A 17,059-nucleotide genomic window follows, 5' to 3' on the forward strand; every position below is an offset into this window, starting at 1 on the left:
TTGTGAAGAGGGAAAAGAGCAGCAAGGGCAGAGGTCGCTTTTGTTATAGTAAGCATTGTACGAACGGTATTAAAATTATAAAAGTACAGGATGATTATTAATGGAGCATAAATCTAATACCGCACCTTTATATGAAGCGTTGCTGACGTATCGTGATTCAGGGCAGCGTTCCTTTCATGTACCCGGGCATAAGAATGGACAAGTCTATCAAAGGTTGCTAGAGCAACGTTTGGAGCGGTCTGTTACTGAAGTAGAGTGCTCTCCACAAGATAAGGAACAAGGGCAAGGCATTGAAGCCGGGGGGCTGACGATTCATGGAGGGGATGAAGCGGAAGGATCTGCAACAGATGTTGTACCGGTTAGTGCGTTTTTGGAGATGATGCGGCTGGATGTAACGGAGATTTCGGGGACGGACGACTTGCATCATCCAGAAGGGGTTATACTGGAGGCGCAGCAGCTGGCAGCGGATTGTTTTGGAGCAGAGGAGAGCTTCTTTCTGGTCGGGGGAAGCACGGCAGGTAACTTATCTTTGCTTTTGACCGTGTGTAATGAACCGAACAGCCTCGTATTAGTACAGCGTAATGTTCACAAGTCGGTCATTCACGGGTTGATGCTGGCAGGCGCAAGAGCTGTATTTCTCGAGCCTTGGGTTGATCCTGCGAGTGGACTTGCGGTAATGCCATCGCTGGAGACGGTACAGGCTGCTGTCCAGGCTTATCCTGAGGCAAAGGCAGTCCTTGTGACTTTGCCCAATTATTATGGTATGGGCGCTGATCTGACGCCCATAGCGGAGGTGTGCCATGAGGCAGGCATGGCCCTGCTCGTGGACGAAGCGCATGGCGCACATTATGGGCAGCATCCGGACCTGCCTGCTTCTGCACTGTCCTGCGGAGCAGACGGTGTAGTGCAGTCGACCCACAAGATGCTGTCTGCCTTCACCATGGGGGCTATGCTGCACGTTCAGGGACCGAGAATGAATCGGTCCCTGCTGCGCCAGCGTCTAGCCATGGTGCAAAGCTCGAGCCCATCATACCCGGTGATGGCTTCGCTTGATCTGGCGCGCCGACTGCTGCATGTGCAGGGCGCGAACACGTTCACGGCGGGGCTTGCCGCCGTGGACGCATTTAAGCGCGGCCTAGCGGAGCTGCCGCGCTTTCAGATGCTGCAGCCTGCAGAGCTGCTGCAGCAGGAACCGCCAGCCGGGGCGAAGCCGGCAACTGGCGGCAAGTTCGAGGCCGCTGCAGTAGCGGGGCGGCCAGAGGCTCTGCCCGCGGCGGCGTTGCCTTTAGCCGCGGGATATACCGCTCAGGACCCGTTCAAGGCCGTCATTTATGACGGCACAGGGGCACTGAGCGGTTACGGGCTGCAGCAGCAGCTGGAAGCGTGCGGCTGCGTGCCCGAGATGAGCGACGAACGATACGTCGTTCTGCTCTTTAGCCTGGGCTCGACAATCAGCGATGCCGAGCATCTGTTGCAGGCTTTAAGGCAAATTAGCCTTGCACAGGAGCAGAGCCAATCTTTTGGTGAGCAATCACAGCGTTTTGAAAAAAAATCTGAAAATTATATTTCCACGTGGAACAATTTTCAAGAAGGAACTCCTTTTTCGGAGCCGATCCCGTTCTCACTTCAGCCGATTAATGAGGAAGATACGGCAGAGGTTTCCATTGAAAAATGTGAAGGCCTTCGCTCTGCGGAGATGGTCATTCCATATCCACCCGGCATACCCCTTGTGTACCCTGGTGAGCGAATAAGCCCGTCCATGACAGCTCGTATTAAGCTCCTAAGAGATGAAGGAGCAAGGTTCCATGGCGTAGCAAACAATTCGCTGCAAACATTGAAAATCATTAGAGAATAATTGAGTTTAGCATAGGCAAAGAACTTGAGGAGTCAACCGGCATTAAAATCGGCACTTTGCTTAATTCGATTCAATTCACTCATGGGTACGGTACCACGTATAGACGAATAGGAGCATTCGGATCCATAACGTTGATTGAAATACATTCTTTGGTTTATGCAAAATGCTCAAGCGAGTTTAAGACATCATTGTTGGCTGGACATAAGAAAGAAGGGAACAAACTTTGGATATTCCGCTAAAAAAATATACGGGAATCGTCCTGCAAGTTCTATTGATGTATGGCTTTTATTGGATAGGAAACCTGCTTCAGGCCATACTACATCTGCCTTTAACAGGTAGTATTGTGGGCATGGTGCTTTTATTCATCGTCATTCAACTGGGATGGATCAGAGTAAGCTGGGGAGAAGGGGGCTCATCCTGGCTTCAATCGAATTTGCAGTTATTATTTATCCCTCCTACAGTGGGCATTATCAATCATTTTGATTTTTTTAGAGCCAATACCGTGCTGCTTGTTCTGGGGTTGGTCGTTAGTACATTAGTTACCTGTCTGTTGTCTGCGAAAATCAGTGAATGGCTTATGGCGTGGAGATCGATGCATCAAGGCAAGAAGGAGGCGATCCCATGCTCACACTCATCCTCGGAATTGGAATGATTGCCCTGACACTGGTTATATATATTCCGGCGACTCGTCTATACAGAAGAATGAAATGGCCGATTCTTATGCCCGTATTAACAGCAACGGCTGTAATTGTACTGATCCTGCTGCTTTCCGGTATATCGCTGGATACGTATATGCTCGGCGGTAAATGGATACAGGAGTTATTGGGGCCAGCTGTAGTTTCCCTGGCATTTCCTTTGGCAAAACACCTGGATGTACTGAAGCGAAATATAATCCCGATTTTGGGCGGCACCTTGGGTGGAAGTGTCGTTGGCATGTCTACAGGTGCTGCTATATCGCTGTTGTTGGGTTACCCGCAAGATATTGTTATCGCATTATTGCCCAAATCCATCACTACGCCTGTTGCCATTCAACTTGCTGATCAGTGGGAGGGAATTCATCCTTCACTTCACTATTTGTGATGATTGTCGGTTTTTCGGGGATATTATTGGGGCCAATGATCATGAAGTGGTCCAGAGTAAACAGCAGAAATGCCTATGGGATCGGACTTGGTTCGGCTTCCCATGCATTGGGGATGGCAAGATCCTTTGAGTATGGGGAGAATGCAGTCGCATTGAGCTCTGTATCCATGATCGTCAGCGCCATTGCTGGCTCTGTCATGCTCCCGTTATGGGTATGGATTATTTACGGTTGATCCGGTCGACTTCTCGAAAATATTGGAGAATAGCTGACCGCTAACGCAGGATCATGTATGGTATTATAGAAAGAAGCTTGTACTATACTCAAATCACCCAATCCGGTAGTCGTGAATATACACCTCTAGGCTGGCTATTTCATAGTCTGGAGTAGGAGAGGATCGAGGCTGTATTTATCACAGCACAATAAGAAGCAATTATCGATATAGAAAGCAGGGAAGCATATGCAGGGCAGAGGTAAATTCATTACGTTGGAAGGGGGAGAGGGGTCCGGCAAAACAACGATGATTAGCCAATTAGGTTCTTACTTTGAAGAACAGGGTATACCTTACGTAGTTACTCGGGAACCTGGAGGGATCGAGATTGCTGAGAAAATACGTGCCATCATCCTGAATCCTCTCCATACGGAAATGGATGCACGAACCGAAGCGCTACTTTATGCAGCTGCACGCAGCCAGCATCTTGCTGAAAAGGTCGAGCCTGCATTGAAGGCAGGCAAGACAGTCATCTGTGACCGCTTTGTCGACAGCAGTTTGACCTATCAAGGATATGCTCGTGGACTTGGCATGGAGAATGTGTGGGTCATCAATCGGTTTGCGATAGGTGAATTGATGCCAGACGTCACACTTTATCTGGATATTGAGCCGGAAGCTGGTCTTGCCCGAATTGATGCTCATGATGGACGTGAGGTTAATCGTCTCGATCTCGAAAGCCTGGAGTTTCACCGCAAAGTACGTGAGGGCTATTTTCTACTGAAGGAACAGTTTCCGGAACGGATCAAGGTCATCGATGCTTCCCAAACGCCGGAAGAGGTTTTGGCAGCAATGATTTTGTCGCTGGAGACAGAGATTTTGAAGGATTTTGACGAGTAATTGTCTAATATATAGACAGGGGCATTTCACAAGATGCTTATTCTAAAGGAGGTTATGCAGGATGAAACTGATTGTTGCGATTATACAGGATAAAGACAGCAACCGATTATCCAGCGCATTGGTCAAAGCGAACTTTCGGGCTACGAAATTGGCCAGTACCGGTGGATTTTTGAAGGCAGGCAACACGACGTTTATGATCGGTGTAGATGATGGTCAGGTCGAGTCCGTAATGAACGTCATTCGCAGCAGCTGTAAGGTTCGTGAACAGCTCGTGACTCCGGTCACTCCGATGAGTGGAACAACCGACTCTTACCTGCCGCTGCCTGTCGAAGTTCAAGTAGGCGGAGCTACCGTATTTGTTCTTCCGGTAGATCGTTTCGAACACTTCTAAACTCGGTTTATACCCCAGTCCTTTGAGACGTATTGATGCGTCCTTCTTAATCCAAAGAATCGGCGCTCTCTGTCCGGAAGATACTTTTCCAGAAGGGAGAGGTTTAATCCGGACAGAGGTTGACTAATAAACCAACTAGCAGAACCTTAATGATGATATTTATCTACTATTATATATTGCTTATGATTCAGCATATAAAGGTCTCTCTTCCACGCACAGGCGCAACGCGCACTGTGCTGATGGGCGATTGGCCTACTAAGATAGAAAGCGGGCGTTTCCATGAAAATCAACCCTGGATTTCGACCGATGCAGAGCGGGCTAAGCTCTTCCGACTCCAGCTCCAAACCGGTACAGTCCAAAAATTTCTCAGATATGATGAATCACCAGGGTGAACGGGCATCACAGGCTGAACTTACCCGCAGATTAAGTGAGATCCAGATGCAGGGTGATCGTCTGTCTCGTTCCATGACGATTCGTGAACTGAAAGCGTACAAGCAGCTTGTAAAAAGGTTTCTGGAGGAGACGGTCCGTCGCGGTGTCTCCATGAAGGAAACTCGGGGATGGGATCGGCGTGGAAGAGGGAAACGGTACAAGCTAATAGATGAGATTGATTCTGCTCTATTATCTATGGCTGATAATTTGCTCGAGTCAGAGGAAGGCAAGATCACACTTTTACAGCAAGTAGGAGAAATTCGGGGAATGCTTATTAATTTAAGCTTCTGAGGAGGAAGTATGTCCTTTCAACAAATTATGGGCCAGCAGACAGCCAAGCAGATGTTACAGAGCAGTTTGAGACGTCAGGCCATAAGTCACGCCTATTTGTTTAGCGGGCCATCCGGCAGCGGACAATTGCAGACGGCGATTACATTTGCCAAAGCGATATTCTGTACAGAACTTGAAGATGATGCCTGCGGACAATGTCTTGAATGTCGCAAGGTCGAACATGGCAATCATCCAGATCTAACGATGCTTGCCCCAGATGGCAACAATATTAAAATCGATCAAATACGGGATCTGCAGCGTATCTTTTCATACCGTTCGGAAGCAGGCCATCCCAAAGTATATATCATCGAACAGGCTGAGAAAATGACTGTTCAGGCAGCGAACAGCCTGCTGAAATTTCTGGAAGAACCACAGGTGCCGGCGGTAGGCATCCTGATTACGGATAATGGACAGGCGATGCTGCCTACCATCCGTTCACGCTCTCAACTGGTTCCTTTTAGTGCGCTGAATCCCGAGGAGATGCTCCAATCGTTGATTGCGGAGGGGCAGCCTGCCAATCTGGCTCGCTCTGCCGTCCATTTAGCGTCAGGACTGGAAGCATGTAGAGAAATTCTCCAGCAGAATTGGTTTGCAGAAATTAGAAACGTAATGTTACAATTAGGGAAGGAGTCCCTGGGTAGAGGAAGTACATCATTGATCTCTGCACAGCAGAAGCTTTTTAAAACCGGACTCTCAGAGCACCTGGATATAATGCTTAGCCTGTTCCATTTATGGTTCAGGGATATGCTGTATGTCCAGTATGGTAGGCATGAACATATCGTTTTTATAGATCAGTTGGACATGCTGTCTCAGTTGGCCCGTACCCGCAGCACCGAGCAGTGGGTCTCCTATATGGATATGGCCGCAGCATGCAGAAAAAAATTGCGTTTCAATGTCAATGGCCAGCTTTGTCTGGAGCAATTTTTGATCGGTTTGGCATAAGACTGGGAGAGGACAGAGTTTGTTCCAATCATATGCAAACGGTTATAACTTCGGCGGGTTCCCTAAGAAGACAGGGCTTCAGACGAAGTGGGATTGGCTTACGAGGGGGTTAATTTTTTGTACAGTGTAGTGGGTGTCCGTTTCAAAAAAGCGGGCAAAATTTATTACTTCGATCCCCTGGACCTTCCCATTGAAAAAGAAAACTGCGTTATCGTGGAGACAGCGCGGGGGGTAGAGTACGGTAAGGTTGTCGTTGGCAAGAAAGAAGTAGGCGAGTCCGATGTAGTGTTGCCGCTTAAAAAGGTCATCCGGGTGGCGGGCGAGACAGATGCCCGTGTCGTAGATGAGAACAAGCGTGCAGCAAAAGAAGCATTCGGTACTTGTTTAAATAAAATCAAAGACCATGGCCTCAAAATGAAGCTGGTCGATGTGGAATTTACGTTTGATCGCAATAAAATTATTTTTTATTTTACAGCTGAAGGAAGAGTCGATTTCCGGGAGTTGGTCAAAGATCTGGCAAGCATTTTCCGGACACGGATCGAACTGAGACAGATCGGTGTACGTGATGAAGCAAAGATGCTTGGAGGAATTGGACCTTGCGGCCGTGTATTATGTTGTTCTTCCTGGCTGGGAGACTTTGAGCCGGTATCAATCAAGATGGCTAAAGATCAGAGCCTGTCACTGAATCCGACGAAAATTTCCGGGTTGTGCGGAAGACTCATGTGTTGTCTGAAATTTGAGCATGATAACTATGAAAGTGTGAGAGAAGAACTACCGGCTGTAGGCAAGTTGGTCGTCACCTCATTGGGTGAAGGAAAAGTTGTCGGCATCAATGCGGGTAGTCGCACAGTCCATGTTCAACTGTTCGACATCAGTAAAGTCAAAGAACTTCCGCTGGATGACGTCGTTATCAAGTAAACCATAAAGGTTGCTTCGGGGTGGAAACTTGGAAAAGAAAAATCTGTTTACGCACATTCATGAAATGGAAACCCAATTGGGTCAGTTGCACAGTGATTTAGGAGAGTTAAAAATGATTGTTAAAGAGCTGCTTGAGGATAATCAGCGGCTTACCATTGAGAATGAACAGTTACGCAAACTGCTGAAGCGTGAGGCTCCGGCAGATCTACCCATCGCATCGGCGCTCGCTCCGGTAGCAAGGCCTGCCGGTCCGGCTACAGGTGAAGATGTTGTAGGTGAAGGATATGATAATCTGGCTCGGTTGTATCACGAAGGATTCCACATCTGCAATGTCTATTATGGACATTTGCGGACGGAAGGCGATTGTCTGTTCTGCCTGTCTTTTTTGAATAAATGAAGTGACCGTAGGGATCCCCTACGGTTTTTTTTCAAGGTTAAGAACCTTGTCTGAGATATAGAGTACCGGAGGATGAGTGTATCATATGACAGCAAAATCAGTAAACTTGCAAGATTCGGAGCGGATTGACGATCTGCTCTCTCATGATTTGAGAATTATTCAAAGTGATGAAGTGTTTAGTTTTTCGATGGATGCCGTATTACTGGCCCGATTTGCTTCAGTACCGAAACGTGGGCGTGTGCTTGATTTGTGTACTGGGAACGGGGTAGTCCCCATTCTGTTGACCACACGCACACAGGCAAACCTGGAAGGTATTGAAATTCAACCACGATTGGCAGATATGGCACGCCGCAGCGTACAGTTGAATGCATTGGAGGAGTCGATTACCATTCATGAGGGTGACTTACGTGAACTTGTGAAACAAACAGGGCATGCTGTATATGATGCGATAACAGTTAATCCTCCGTATATGCCTTTGAATGGCAGTGATCTCAAAATGAACACACATCAGGCCATGGCACGTCACGAAATTGGATGTACGCTGGAGGACGTGATTCAGGCCTGCAATCGACTGGTACGCAATGGGGGCAAAGTATCCATGGTTCATCGTCCACAGCGTCTCGGCGAGATCATCTCTCTGATGCGTGAGTATAAACTGGAACCGAAACGGATTCGGATGGTACATCCACGAGCTCATTTGGAAGCCAATATGGTATTGATTGAAGCCCTTAAGGATGGAAAACCAGAAGTACGGATGCTTCCACCGCTCATTGTCTACAATGAAGAGGGAACATACTGCGATGAAATTATGGACATCTATTATGGTTCACAACGTACAGAACAACAAACGGAAGGAGGAATATAGATGGCATTGCATATTCAGAAAAGTTATGCGGAACAGTCGGAAGGCATGGGGAAGTTATATTTGGTCGGAACACCAATCGGCAATCTAGAGGACATGACATTTCGAGCCATTAAAACACTACAGAGCTGTGACATCATTGCAGCAGAAGACACACGCCAGACCCGAAAGCTGCTTACTCATTTTGAAATCACACCGTCGATGTTATTCAGTTATCATGAGCATAATAAGGCAGCCAGTGGACCTGAACTGATACGCTATATAATAGAAGGAAAAAATTTGGCACTCGTCAGTGATGCCGGTTTGCCGGCTATTTCGGACCCAGGTTCTGACCTTGTAAAACTTGCACTTGAAGCTGGAATTACGGTCATTCCCATCCCGGGAGCGAATGCAGCTTTGTCTGCTCTGATCGTGTCCGGGTTACCGACGGAGCGTTTTACATTCGGCGGTTTTTTGCCGCGGGAGAAAAAGGATATGCGAAAAGTGTTAGAGGCTTTTGATGAGTCCAATGGCACGTTGTTGTTTTATGAGTCACCTCACCGTATTCGCAAAACATTAGTCTATCTCGAAGAGATTCTGGGGGATCGATCGATTGTACTGGCACGTGAGCTGACAAAACGGCATGAGGAATTTGCGCGAGGTAGCGTCCAGGAGTGTATGGAGTGGCTTGAGGAACATCCACCACTTGGTGAATACTGTCTGTTGGTGGAAGGCATCAAGGAAGAGGAACGAAAAGCAGAGCGTGAAGCCTGGTGGCAACCATTGTCTTTGTCGGATCATGTGAGCCATTATGAGGATGAGGGCATGAGTCGCAAAGATGCAATGAAGAAAACAGCAACAGATCGCAGTTTGGCCAAACGCGACGTGTACAATGCCTTAATTGAGTAACAGACTCTAATGGATATTGAATCTCCTCTGTGTTAGGGAACATAACCTGAGAAGAACCTTATAACCAACCTTAATAGAATATTAAAATGAGCAGAGTGGAATTTAAAATGTAGAAAAGCATTGGCCGCTCGCTCTCCCTCCTCGGGGAGTTACACGATTGATGTTGACCTTTGGGTAATGAAACCAATAACAAGGCAAAAAAATAACCTTCCAGCGGTGGGTTTCACACCGGGAAGGCCAATAAGGAATATAAAAAGGTTAGAAATAACAATTGGATAAGTCCATTATATCTGGTTTTTCTTATTTTGTCACAGGTGCAGGGATTTCGGAAATACATTCGTTACAAACGATTTTACCTTTGAAGTAAGTAACGTTCTCTGCATTGCCGCAGAAGATACAAGCGGGCTCGTATTTTTTCAACATGATGCGCTCGCCGTCCACATAGATCTCAAGAGCATCTTTTTCACCAATACCGAGCGTACGGCGCAACTCAATTGGAATAACTACCCGTCCCAGTTCATCCACTTTTCTTACAATACCTGTTGATTTCATCATTATAATCAGTGCTCCTCTCAGCTAACTATCATTGTCATTATTCGACATTATTTTATGTTTTATGATACTCATCATACCAACGATTCCCAAAACAGTCAACCTTAAAATTAGCTTAAAATGAAGGTTATTTTTTATAATAATAGGGATGGCAAGGGATTGGCAGCAATTTTTCGTATTTAAACCTCAATGTCAGCTTTGTCGATTTGGAAAACGTCAAAACTACCTTATTCGACACGATTCGTCAAATGGTGTCGAATCGTTGGTTCGCTTTACTGAAAAGCGACAAATATAATAGAGAATAAAGGAGTGAATATACATGGAACAGCGTTTGACCGAAGAAAAGGTGTTTAAAGATCCAGTACATAATTATATCCATGTACAAGATCCGATTATATGGCAGTTGATCAATACGCCTGAATTTCAGAGATTGCGCCGTATCCGCCAATTGGGAACATCTTATCTTACTTTCCATGGGGCAGAGCACAGTCGATTCTCCCATTCCCTGGGTGTCTACGAGATTACGCGTAAAATTATCTCCCAATTCGAAAGAAGTCATTATTCCGATTGGCCGAAGGAGGAAAAGACGGTTGCTCTATGCGCAGCATTGCTGCATGATCTTGGGCATGGGCCGTTCTCTCACTCCATAGAAGAAGCGTTCGGTATGAATCATGAGGATTGGACCTGTCGTATCATTACAGGTGATACCGAAGTAGGGGCGATCTTAAGAAGGTATGCACCTGATTTTCCTGAGAAAGTCGCTTCGGTAATTCAAAAAACATATGATCAGCCTATTGTTGTTAATCTGATCACCAGTCCGCTTGATGCAGACCGCATGGATTATTTGCTTCGGGATGCCTACTTTACAGGTGTAAATTATGGGACAATTGACCTTGACCGTATCCTGCGTATGCTGCGTCCATATCACGGACGAATCGTAGTTAAGGAATCGGGCATGCACGCCGTAGAGGATTACTTGATGTCCAGATATCAGATGTACTGGCAAATATACTTCCATCCGGTTACCCGAAGTTCGGAAATCATATTGCGGCAAATATTTAAACGGGCGAAAAGTCTTATCCAGCAACATTTCCAATTCCGTTTCATGATTGATCCCCTGCCCCAGTTATTCGATGGAACGATATCGGTGGATGAATACTTACAGTTGGACGAAGCTTTAATTCAGACGGCATTTATGCAGTGGCGTAAAGAGGACGATACTGTTCTAAGTGAGTTGTGCGAACGTTTCATGGATCGCAAATTATATAAGTATGTAGAGATTGAACAGATCGACGTAAACATGATGGAAGAGATTCGGGAAGCCTTTATCCTTGCTGGCCTCAATCCCGAATATGATCTTGAAATTGATTTTCCAACGGATAATCCGTATGATGTGTTTCGTCCAGATGAATCGACGGACAAGCAGATTTTACTGCTGGATCGACAAGACAAGTTACATGAGTTGTCAGAGGTTTCCGACATTGTCCGGTCAATCAGTGGTCTTCATCGGGGAAAACATCACATGTACTATCCGCAAAATAAGGTAGATGCAATTATTCATGATTTACCTTCTCATATACGCCCCTATTTCTCACATTAATGAGGTGCAAAGCTGTGCATGAGTCTATAGGCAAAAGGCTTTCTATAAGAGCTATTTTCATGATACAGTAATCTGCTTTAATGGAGAGTACATGTAGATCGACATAATTTTGTAATATGAGCAATTAGAATACAACCCTAAAGGCTAGAGATCAGCAACATATAGATGTAAAATTATTTTTAAATCTATATGTGGTGCTCATTGACACTGGAATTAAATGTAGAACATAGCTTTGATCTATATTGCAATCAATGAAGTCAAGTCAAGATTTGCATAGATATTTGAAAAGAGAGAGTCTTTTATTCGACATGAAGGGAGCAATACAAAATGATGTTGTTCGACACACATACTCATCTAGATGCACCACAATTCGACGAAGATCGCGAGGATATGATTCAGCGGGCGGTAGATGCGGGCGTTGGTCGCATGATTAACGTGGGCTTTAACCGGGAGACTATTCCAACTACGATGAAGCTGGCCGAAACCTATGATTTTATATATGCTGCGGTAGGTTGGCATCCGGTGGATGCAATCACGATGCAGGAAGGTGATCTGGAATGGATTGCATCTTTATGCAAGCATGAAAAAGTGGTAGCTATCGGTGAAATTGGTCTAGACTATCACTGGGACACTTCTCCGAAGGAGGTACAGCATCGCGTATTACGACAACAGATTGGACTAGCTCGAGAGTTGAACATGCCAATCGTCATTCACAATCGGGATGCGCATGAGGATATTGTAAAGATTTTGCGTGAAGAGAAAGCTGGAGAAGTAGGGGGTGTCATGCATTCGTTCTCTGGCAGCTGGGAAACGGCAAAAATGTGCCTTGATTTGGGCTTTCATCTTTCCTTTGGAGGGCCCATCACGTTCAAAAATGCAAAACAGCCAAAGGAAGTACTTGAGAAGGTTCCGATGGACCGATTCTTCATCGAGACGGATGCACCATATTTGACGCCTCACCCGTATCGAGGGAAACGAAATGAGACAGCGCATGTACGTCTGGTTGCAGAAGCAGCTGCGGAAATTAAAGGCATTTCGATGGAGGAAATTGCTGCAATAACCACCAAAAATGCCATGGAACGATTTGGAATTCGCTAAAATATCGAGCAAAAGGGGTAAAAAAGTGAGTTAGACGGAGTTAATTTGCTTTTTGATCCAAATAAATCAAGAATATTACAATATTTTAACCAAATATTTAGAAAAACGTACTTGAACAACGCTTTACAACATGCATAGAAACACGATATCATCTTTTCAGTGAATTGTTGTGCGGAAAATTGGACAGATGTTCGGGGGATGAACAAAGGGACACTTTCCGATGAAACAACATTACTTTCATGAATCAGTCTCGCTGAGTCTCCGTTTACGGAGAGCGGGGGAACCAATAGGGCTTAAACATCGGTGAATGTAGCTGATGCGCAATATTCGCTGACCCAAAACAGTGAATACCTTTGCGAAGCCATATTTGATTTCTTCTTTGGGTCTCGGGGTGAATTCAAGGGCGTCCGCCATGAGCGGATGACCGGAGATAGGGCGGCTCTCTTTCGCCCGAACCCGACAGCTAACCTCGCAAGCGGAAAAAGAGAGGCAACCTCGTGCATGAATTTCCGATATTCAAAATCATTCGGAAGCCACGAAAGAGTTCCTCTTAAACTCTTTCTTTGGCTTTTTTGTTTTTGAATAAAAGAAATGCGGTCATCATACGGTAAGTATTCAGGAGGATGACATCATGTTGCGAAGAGTGGTTCATGGTGCAGAACCGGTTATGTTGGTCCGACCTGTGTTCTGTAGAAAATTTGGTATAGTCGCGTCAAAGACATCATGCATTACTTAAGACGGCGAGGCTATGAAGGAGGACGGAGAAGTGGGCACATTCCAACCAGAAGAGACCCATGAGTCACGATCATCCAGTAAGTCTTTCGCGTTGCGGTGGAAGCATGAGAACTTGCGTCAGATGGCATTGATCGCGATTTTCTCAATTGCGCTTACAATCATGATCTTGTTAGTCGTTTACGGTCAGGCCGGGAAACAAATTTCACTGGTTATTGATGGCAAAGCTCAAGCGGTAGAGACTCGTACAGGAATGCTTCAGGAAATGCTGGAGGAGCAATCAATCACAGTCAGCCCTCACGATCAGGTATCCATGCCCTTAAACGGGGCAATCGCAGATGGGGACCGCATCGTTATTGAGCGGGCCGTTCCAGTTAAAATTACGGCAGACGGAGACACCAAGACACTGTATACAACCGATTCATCGGTACAAGAAGCAATTCAAAAATCAGGTATTCAAATTGCAAGTGAGGATAAAGTGTATCCGGCGCTTGGAACCACTGTTAAAGCGGATATGAAAATCCGTGTAGTGCGTGTAACAAAGCGTACAGTGGACGTGAAACAGCCGATTGCTTACAAAGTGATCAAAACGGCTGATCCCAGCTTGTACAAAGGCGATAATCGTGTCGTTGTGAGTGGTAAAGAAGGCACCATTGTACAGCATATTGAAAAAGTGTTTCAGGACGGAGAATTGGTCTCCAAAAAAATGGTGGGCAAATCGATTGCAACGAATCGCGTCGATAAAGTGATCGCTGTTGGTACCAAAGCAAAACCAGTTGTGAAAGAGCCGGTGATTCAGACGGTATCCGCGCAGACTTCCACAACCAAAAAGGCAACAACCACGAACTCGAAGAAAACCGCTGCCTCGGGCAGCAAAGTCATTACCGTCTCAGGCACTTCTTTTAAATATTCCAAGATCCTTAAAAATGTATCCATGACGGCATACTCTTCCGAAGAGCCCGGTATTGGTACAAAAACTGCATCGGGTACCCGCGTAACTGAAGGACGTACCATTGCAGTTGATCCCAAAGTCATTCCAATCGGATGGTGGGTTTATATTGAAGGCCTTGGCTTCCGTCGTGCGGAAGACACTGGTGGTGCCATTAAAGGCCACAAAATTGATGTGTATTATGATAGTGTGAAGCATGCCCTGAACTTCGGACGGAAGAAAGGCAAGACGGTATATGTGATCGGACCGGTGAAGCCGGAAGCGAACTAAAATCGTTTTACTTTGAAATGGGAATGCTATAAAATAGTTGCATGAATGATTCATGCGGAATATGCGGCGGAGGGGGCTGATATCAGTCTCCCCGCCGTTTGGCAGAGAAGAGGATATTCCTCTTCTTTTTGCGTTAGAAAGGAAGAAATGGAACATGATAAAAGAAGTGATCGTGGTGGAAGGCCGTGATGATACGGTAGCCATCCATAGGGCCGTGGAAGCCGACACAATAGAAACAGGCGGATCAGCCATAAACCAACGCATTCTGAAGCGGATTGCGCTTGCCCAGGAGAGACGTGGCGTCATTGTATTGACAGACCCGGATCATGCGGGTGAACGAATTCGCAAAATCATTGCCAATAAAGTACCGGGTTGCAAGCATGCTTTTATACCCGAGGCTGATGCTACGCGCAAAGGGGACATCGGGGTAGAGAATGCCTCACCGGAAGCCATTCGTCATGCACTGGCACGTGTTCATACGTCATATGAAGGTGCACCGAGCCTGATCGATTGGGAGGATCTTATCGCGGCAGGACTGATTGTGCATCCACAGGCCGCTGCACGTCGTATGGAGATGGGCAATCTGCTCGGCATTGGATATTGTAATGGCAAGCAGTTTCACAAGCGGCTCAGTGTATTTCAGATTACCCGGGAAGAATTCTCCGAAGCATTATCGCAAATTGAACGTGAAGGATTGTGAGTGTATGAAGGGCATGGACGAAACGATTGAGATTGCAACACCGAAACGAACCAAAGAAATTATTCAAAGACACGGATTCTCTTTTAAAAAGAGCCTGGGTCAGAACTTTCTGATCGATCAAAATATACTGAACAAGATTGTAAATGCAGCCGATTTGGACGAGACTAAGGGAGCACTTGAGATCGGACCTGGTATTGGAGCACTTACAGAACGTCTGGCTCGGGTAGCCGGCCCTGTAACGGCTGTAGAGATTGATCAGCGACTGCTGCCCATTCTGGGCGAAGTGATGCAGCCTTATCCGAACGTTCGTGTGCATCACGGGGATGTATTGAAGCTAGATCTGGCGGAGTTGTTCCGCACGGACTTTGCATCGGTAGATAAGGTGAGTGTTGTAGCCAATTTGCCTTACTATGTAACGACGCCAATCATGATGAAGCTGTTGGAAGAGAAATTGCCTGTGGATAGCATTGTGGTCATGATTCAAAAAGAAGTGGCTGAGCGCATGGCTGCTGCACCAGGATCTAAGGACTATGGAAGTTTGAGTATCGCAGTCCAGTACTACAGTATGCCGGAATTGGTTTGTGTCGTGCCACCTACGGTCTTTATTCCGCAACCTAATGTGGAATCGGCTGTGATCAAGTTAAAGGTTCGTGAGCAACCACCAGTGGAGATTCCGGACGAAGCACACTATTTCGAAGTGGTACAAGCTTCATTTGCCCAGCGCAGAAAGACGATCTCCAACAATCTGAAGGCCCGCTTCTTTACGAAGGAGAACAGAGACCAAGCTGATCAGCTGCTGGAACAGGCTGGTATTCAACCCTCAAGGCGGGGGGAAACCTTAAGTTTGCAGGAATATGCAACGCTCAGCACTGTGATGTGGGAAGCTGGGGTACGCCAAGCTCTGTAAAATTCGGATGAACCAATCCGGGTCCTTGCCCATACGATGGGGTAGAGGTGATTATGTTGATGAATATCGGAGACTTGGTCGTTCGGAAGTCATACGGTGGAGATGTGACTTTCCGGGTGGAACGCCTTCAGTTGGATGCTGCGGTCATTAAAGGGACCGAGTTCCGGTTGCTGGCCGATTCCCCTGTGGACGATTTGATACAGGTTCCATTCGAACCGCAGAGTGCTAAGACCCGGCAGGCACATGTAAAGGCCCATCAGACGCTCTCACGCCTGCAACAGAATCGGATGGAACAGGCAGAACGTAATCGTGAAGGCTTAATTCAAGAATGGTCTGCTCAGCAGGACCCGGCTTATTTCGAGATGCCAGGTAAAGTGTTGCATTTGGATGGAGACCCGAATTATTTGAAAAAAAGCATGAACCTTTACGAGCAACTTCGTGTTCCCGCAGAGGGTCAATATGTACATGAATCAGCGATGGCGGATACGTTGTACCGGCTCCTTCCTAAAGTACGTCCGGATATCGTCGTCATTACGGGCCATGATGGGGTACTAAAGACACGTCAGCCTTATGACTTATATAGCTTGGGAAGTTACAAGAATTCACAGAATTTTGTAGCAGCTATTCAGGTAGCAAGGCAATATGAACGTCATCTGGATGCACTCACCATTGTTGCAGGGGCCTGTCAGTCCCACTTTGAGGCCTTGCTTCGGGCTGGAGCAAACTTTGCCAGTTCACCAGGCAGAATTCTCATTCATGCTCTTGACCCGGTCTATGTGGCAGCCAAGGCAGCCTTTACGTCGGTGCGGGAAACAGTGAACATGAATGATGTTCTGCATAACACGATCAGTGGTAGCCAGGGTGTCGGGGGCGTAGAAACACGGGGAAGTTATCGAGTAGGACTGCCGGGATTAAACGATTTATCCACGCTAAAAGTGAATCCGTCAGCTGTCTGATGAAGTTAGAATAAAGTCCCATTTAGGGGCTTTTTTTATTCGTAAAAAAATTCATTGACAACAACTTTTTGATACTGATATAATAATTAGTTTT

17 protein-coding genes, 1 pseudogene and 1 riboswitch are annotated in these 17,059 nt (G+C 46.4%); of the genes and pseudogenes, 17 read left to right on the top strand and 1 reads right to left on the bottom strand.

The annotated features are described in order from the left end of the window. The first annotated feature begins 100 nt into the window (after nt 1-100). The 11 genes and pseudogenes from JNUCC31_RS14730 to rsmI all read left to right on the top strand — a co-directional run bounded on the left by JNUCC31_RS14730 (nt 101) and on the right by rsmI (nt 9,201). Entirely contained in the window at nt 101-1,855 is a 1,755-nt protein-coding gene (locus JNUCC31_RS14730) for an aminotransferase class I/II-fold pyridoxal phosphate-dependent enzyme (protein ID WP_192272206.1), read from the top strand. 223 nt (nt 1,856-2,078) lie between these two features. Continuing rightward, entirely contained in the window at nt 2,079-2,507 is a 429-nt protein-coding gene (locus JNUCC31_RS14735) for a CidA/LrgA family protein (protein WP_192272208.1), read from the top strand. Nucleotides 2,508-2,575: 68 nt separating this feature from the next. Next, a pseudogene (locus tag JNUCC31_RS14740) lies at nt 2,576-3,168 on the top strand (LrgB family protein). Nucleotides 3,169-3,393: 225 nt separating this feature from the next. Continuing rightward, nucleotides 3,394-4,041 carry a dTMP kinase gene (tmk, locus tag JNUCC31_RS14745; protein ID WP_192272210.1) on the top strand — a complete coding sequence of 216 codons (648 nt, stop codon included), beginning with the start codon at nt 3,394-3,396 and terminating at the stop codon, nt 4,039-4,041. Nucleotides 4,042-4,102: 61 nt separating this feature from the next. Next, complete coding sequence (locus JNUCC31_RS14750; RefSeq protein ID WP_017691391.1) at nt 4,103-4,432, top strand: cyclic di-AMP receptor DarA; 330 nt, start codon at nt 4,103-4,105, stop codon at nt 4,430-4,432. Between the two features lie 279 nt (nt 4,433-4,711). Continuing rightward, nucleotides 4,712-5,155: a YaaR family protein gene (locus JNUCC31_RS14755; RefSeq protein ID WP_062329420.1), complete on the top strand. Its 444-nt coding sequence runs from the start codon at nt 4,712-4,714 to the stop codon at nt 5,153-5,155. A 9-nt stretch (nt 5,156-5,164) separates the two neighbouring features. After that, nucleotides 5,165-6,136: a DNA polymerase III subunit delta' gene (holB, locus tag JNUCC31_RS14760; RefSeq protein ID WP_192272212.1), complete on the top strand. Its 972-nt coding sequence runs from the start codon at nt 5,165-5,167 to the stop codon at nt 6,134-6,136. Between the two features lie 117 nt (nt 6,137-6,253). Then, a complete protein-coding gene (locus JNUCC31_RS14765) occupies nt 6,254-7,054 on the top strand; it encodes a PSP1 domain-containing protein (protein WP_053778939.1) in 801 nt (266 codons plus the stop codon). 28 nt (nt 7,055-7,082) lie between these two features. Then, nucleotides 7,083-7,451 carry a DNA replication initiation control protein YabA gene (gene yabA, locus JNUCC31_RS14770; protein WP_024633697.1) on the top strand — a complete coding sequence of 123 codons (369 nt, stop codon included), beginning with the start codon at nt 7,083-7,085 and terminating at the stop codon, nt 7,449-7,451. Between the two features lie 85 nt (nt 7,452-7,536). Next, nucleotides 7,537-8,316, top strand: coding sequence for a tRNA1(Val) (adenine(37)-N6)-methyltransferase (locus tag JNUCC31_RS14775; protein ID WP_192272214.1), 780 nt, complete (start codon nt 7,537-7,539; stop codon nt 8,314-8,316). Further along, entirely contained in the window at nt 8,317-9,201 is an 885-nt protein-coding gene (rsmI, locus tag JNUCC31_RS14780; protein ID WP_192272216.1) for a 16S rRNA (cytidine(1402)-2'-O)-methyltransferase, read from the top strand. Nucleotides 9,202-9,501: 300 nt separating this feature from the next. Here the strand turns inward: rsmI and JNUCC31_RS14785 are convergent, their stop codons facing one another. Next, complete coding sequence (locus JNUCC31_RS14785) at nt 9,502-9,756, bottom strand: AbrB/MazE/SpoVT family DNA-binding domain-containing protein (RefSeq protein WP_024633700.1); 255 nt, start codon at nt 9,754-9,756, stop codon at nt 9,502-9,504. Nucleotides 9,757-10,072: 316 nt separating this feature from the next. On the opposite strand from JNUCC31_RS14785, the gene JNUCC31_RS14790 reads away from it, so the two are divergent. The 6 genes from JNUCC31_RS14790 (at nt 10,073) to yabG (ending at nt 16,965) form a co-directional block, all read left to right on the top strand. Continuing rightward, nucleotides 10,073-11,353, top strand: a complete 1,281-nt coding sequence (locus JNUCC31_RS14790) for an HD domain-containing protein (protein ID WP_192272218.1) — start codon at nt 10,073-10,075, stop codon at nt 11,351-11,353. A 327-nt stretch (nt 11,354-11,680) separates the two neighbouring features. Further along, nucleotides 11,681-12,451 (top strand): TatD family hydrolase, encoded by a 771-nt coding sequence (locus tag JNUCC31_RS14795; RefSeq protein WP_192272220.1) that lies wholly within the window; start codon nt 11,681-11,683, stop codon nt 12,449-12,451. A gap of 241 nt (nt 12,452-12,692) precedes the next feature. Further along, nucleotides 12,693-12,945, top strand: a riboswitch (cyclic di-AMP (ydaO/yuaA leader). A 272-nt stretch (nt 12,946-13,217) separates the two neighbouring features. Beyond that, entirely contained in the window at nt 13,218-14,402 is a 1,185-nt protein-coding gene (locus JNUCC31_RS14800) for a resuscitation-promoting factor (RefSeq protein ID WP_192272222.1), read from the top strand. 154 nt (nt 14,403-14,556) lie between these two features. Next, a complete protein-coding gene (gene rnmV, locus JNUCC31_RS14805) occupies nt 14,557-15,102 on the top strand; it encodes a ribonuclease M5 (protein WP_192272224.1) in 546 nt (181 codons plus the stop codon). A 4-nt stretch (nt 15,103-15,106) separates the two neighbouring features. Further along, nucleotides 15,107-16,009 carry a 16S rRNA (adenine(1518)-N(6)/adenine(1519)-N(6))-dimethyltransferase RsmA gene (gene rsmA, locus JNUCC31_RS14810; protein ID WP_379386837.1) on the top strand — a complete coding sequence of 301 codons (903 nt, stop codon included), beginning with the start codon at nt 15,107-15,109 and terminating at the stop codon, nt 16,007-16,009. Between the two features lie 59 nt (nt 16,010-16,068). Beyond that, nucleotides 16,069-16,965 (top strand): sporulation peptidase YabG, encoded by an 897-nt coding sequence (yabG, locus tag JNUCC31_RS14815; protein WP_192272226.1) that lies wholly within the window; start codon nt 16,069-16,071, stop codon nt 16,963-16,965. Nucleotides 16,966-17,059 lie beyond the last annotated feature (94 nt).

Source organism: Paenibacillus sp. JNUCC-31, assembly GCF_014844075.1.
Taxonomy (GTDB): domain Bacteria; phylum Bacillota; class Bacilli; order Paenibacillales; family Paenibacillaceae; genus Paenibacillus.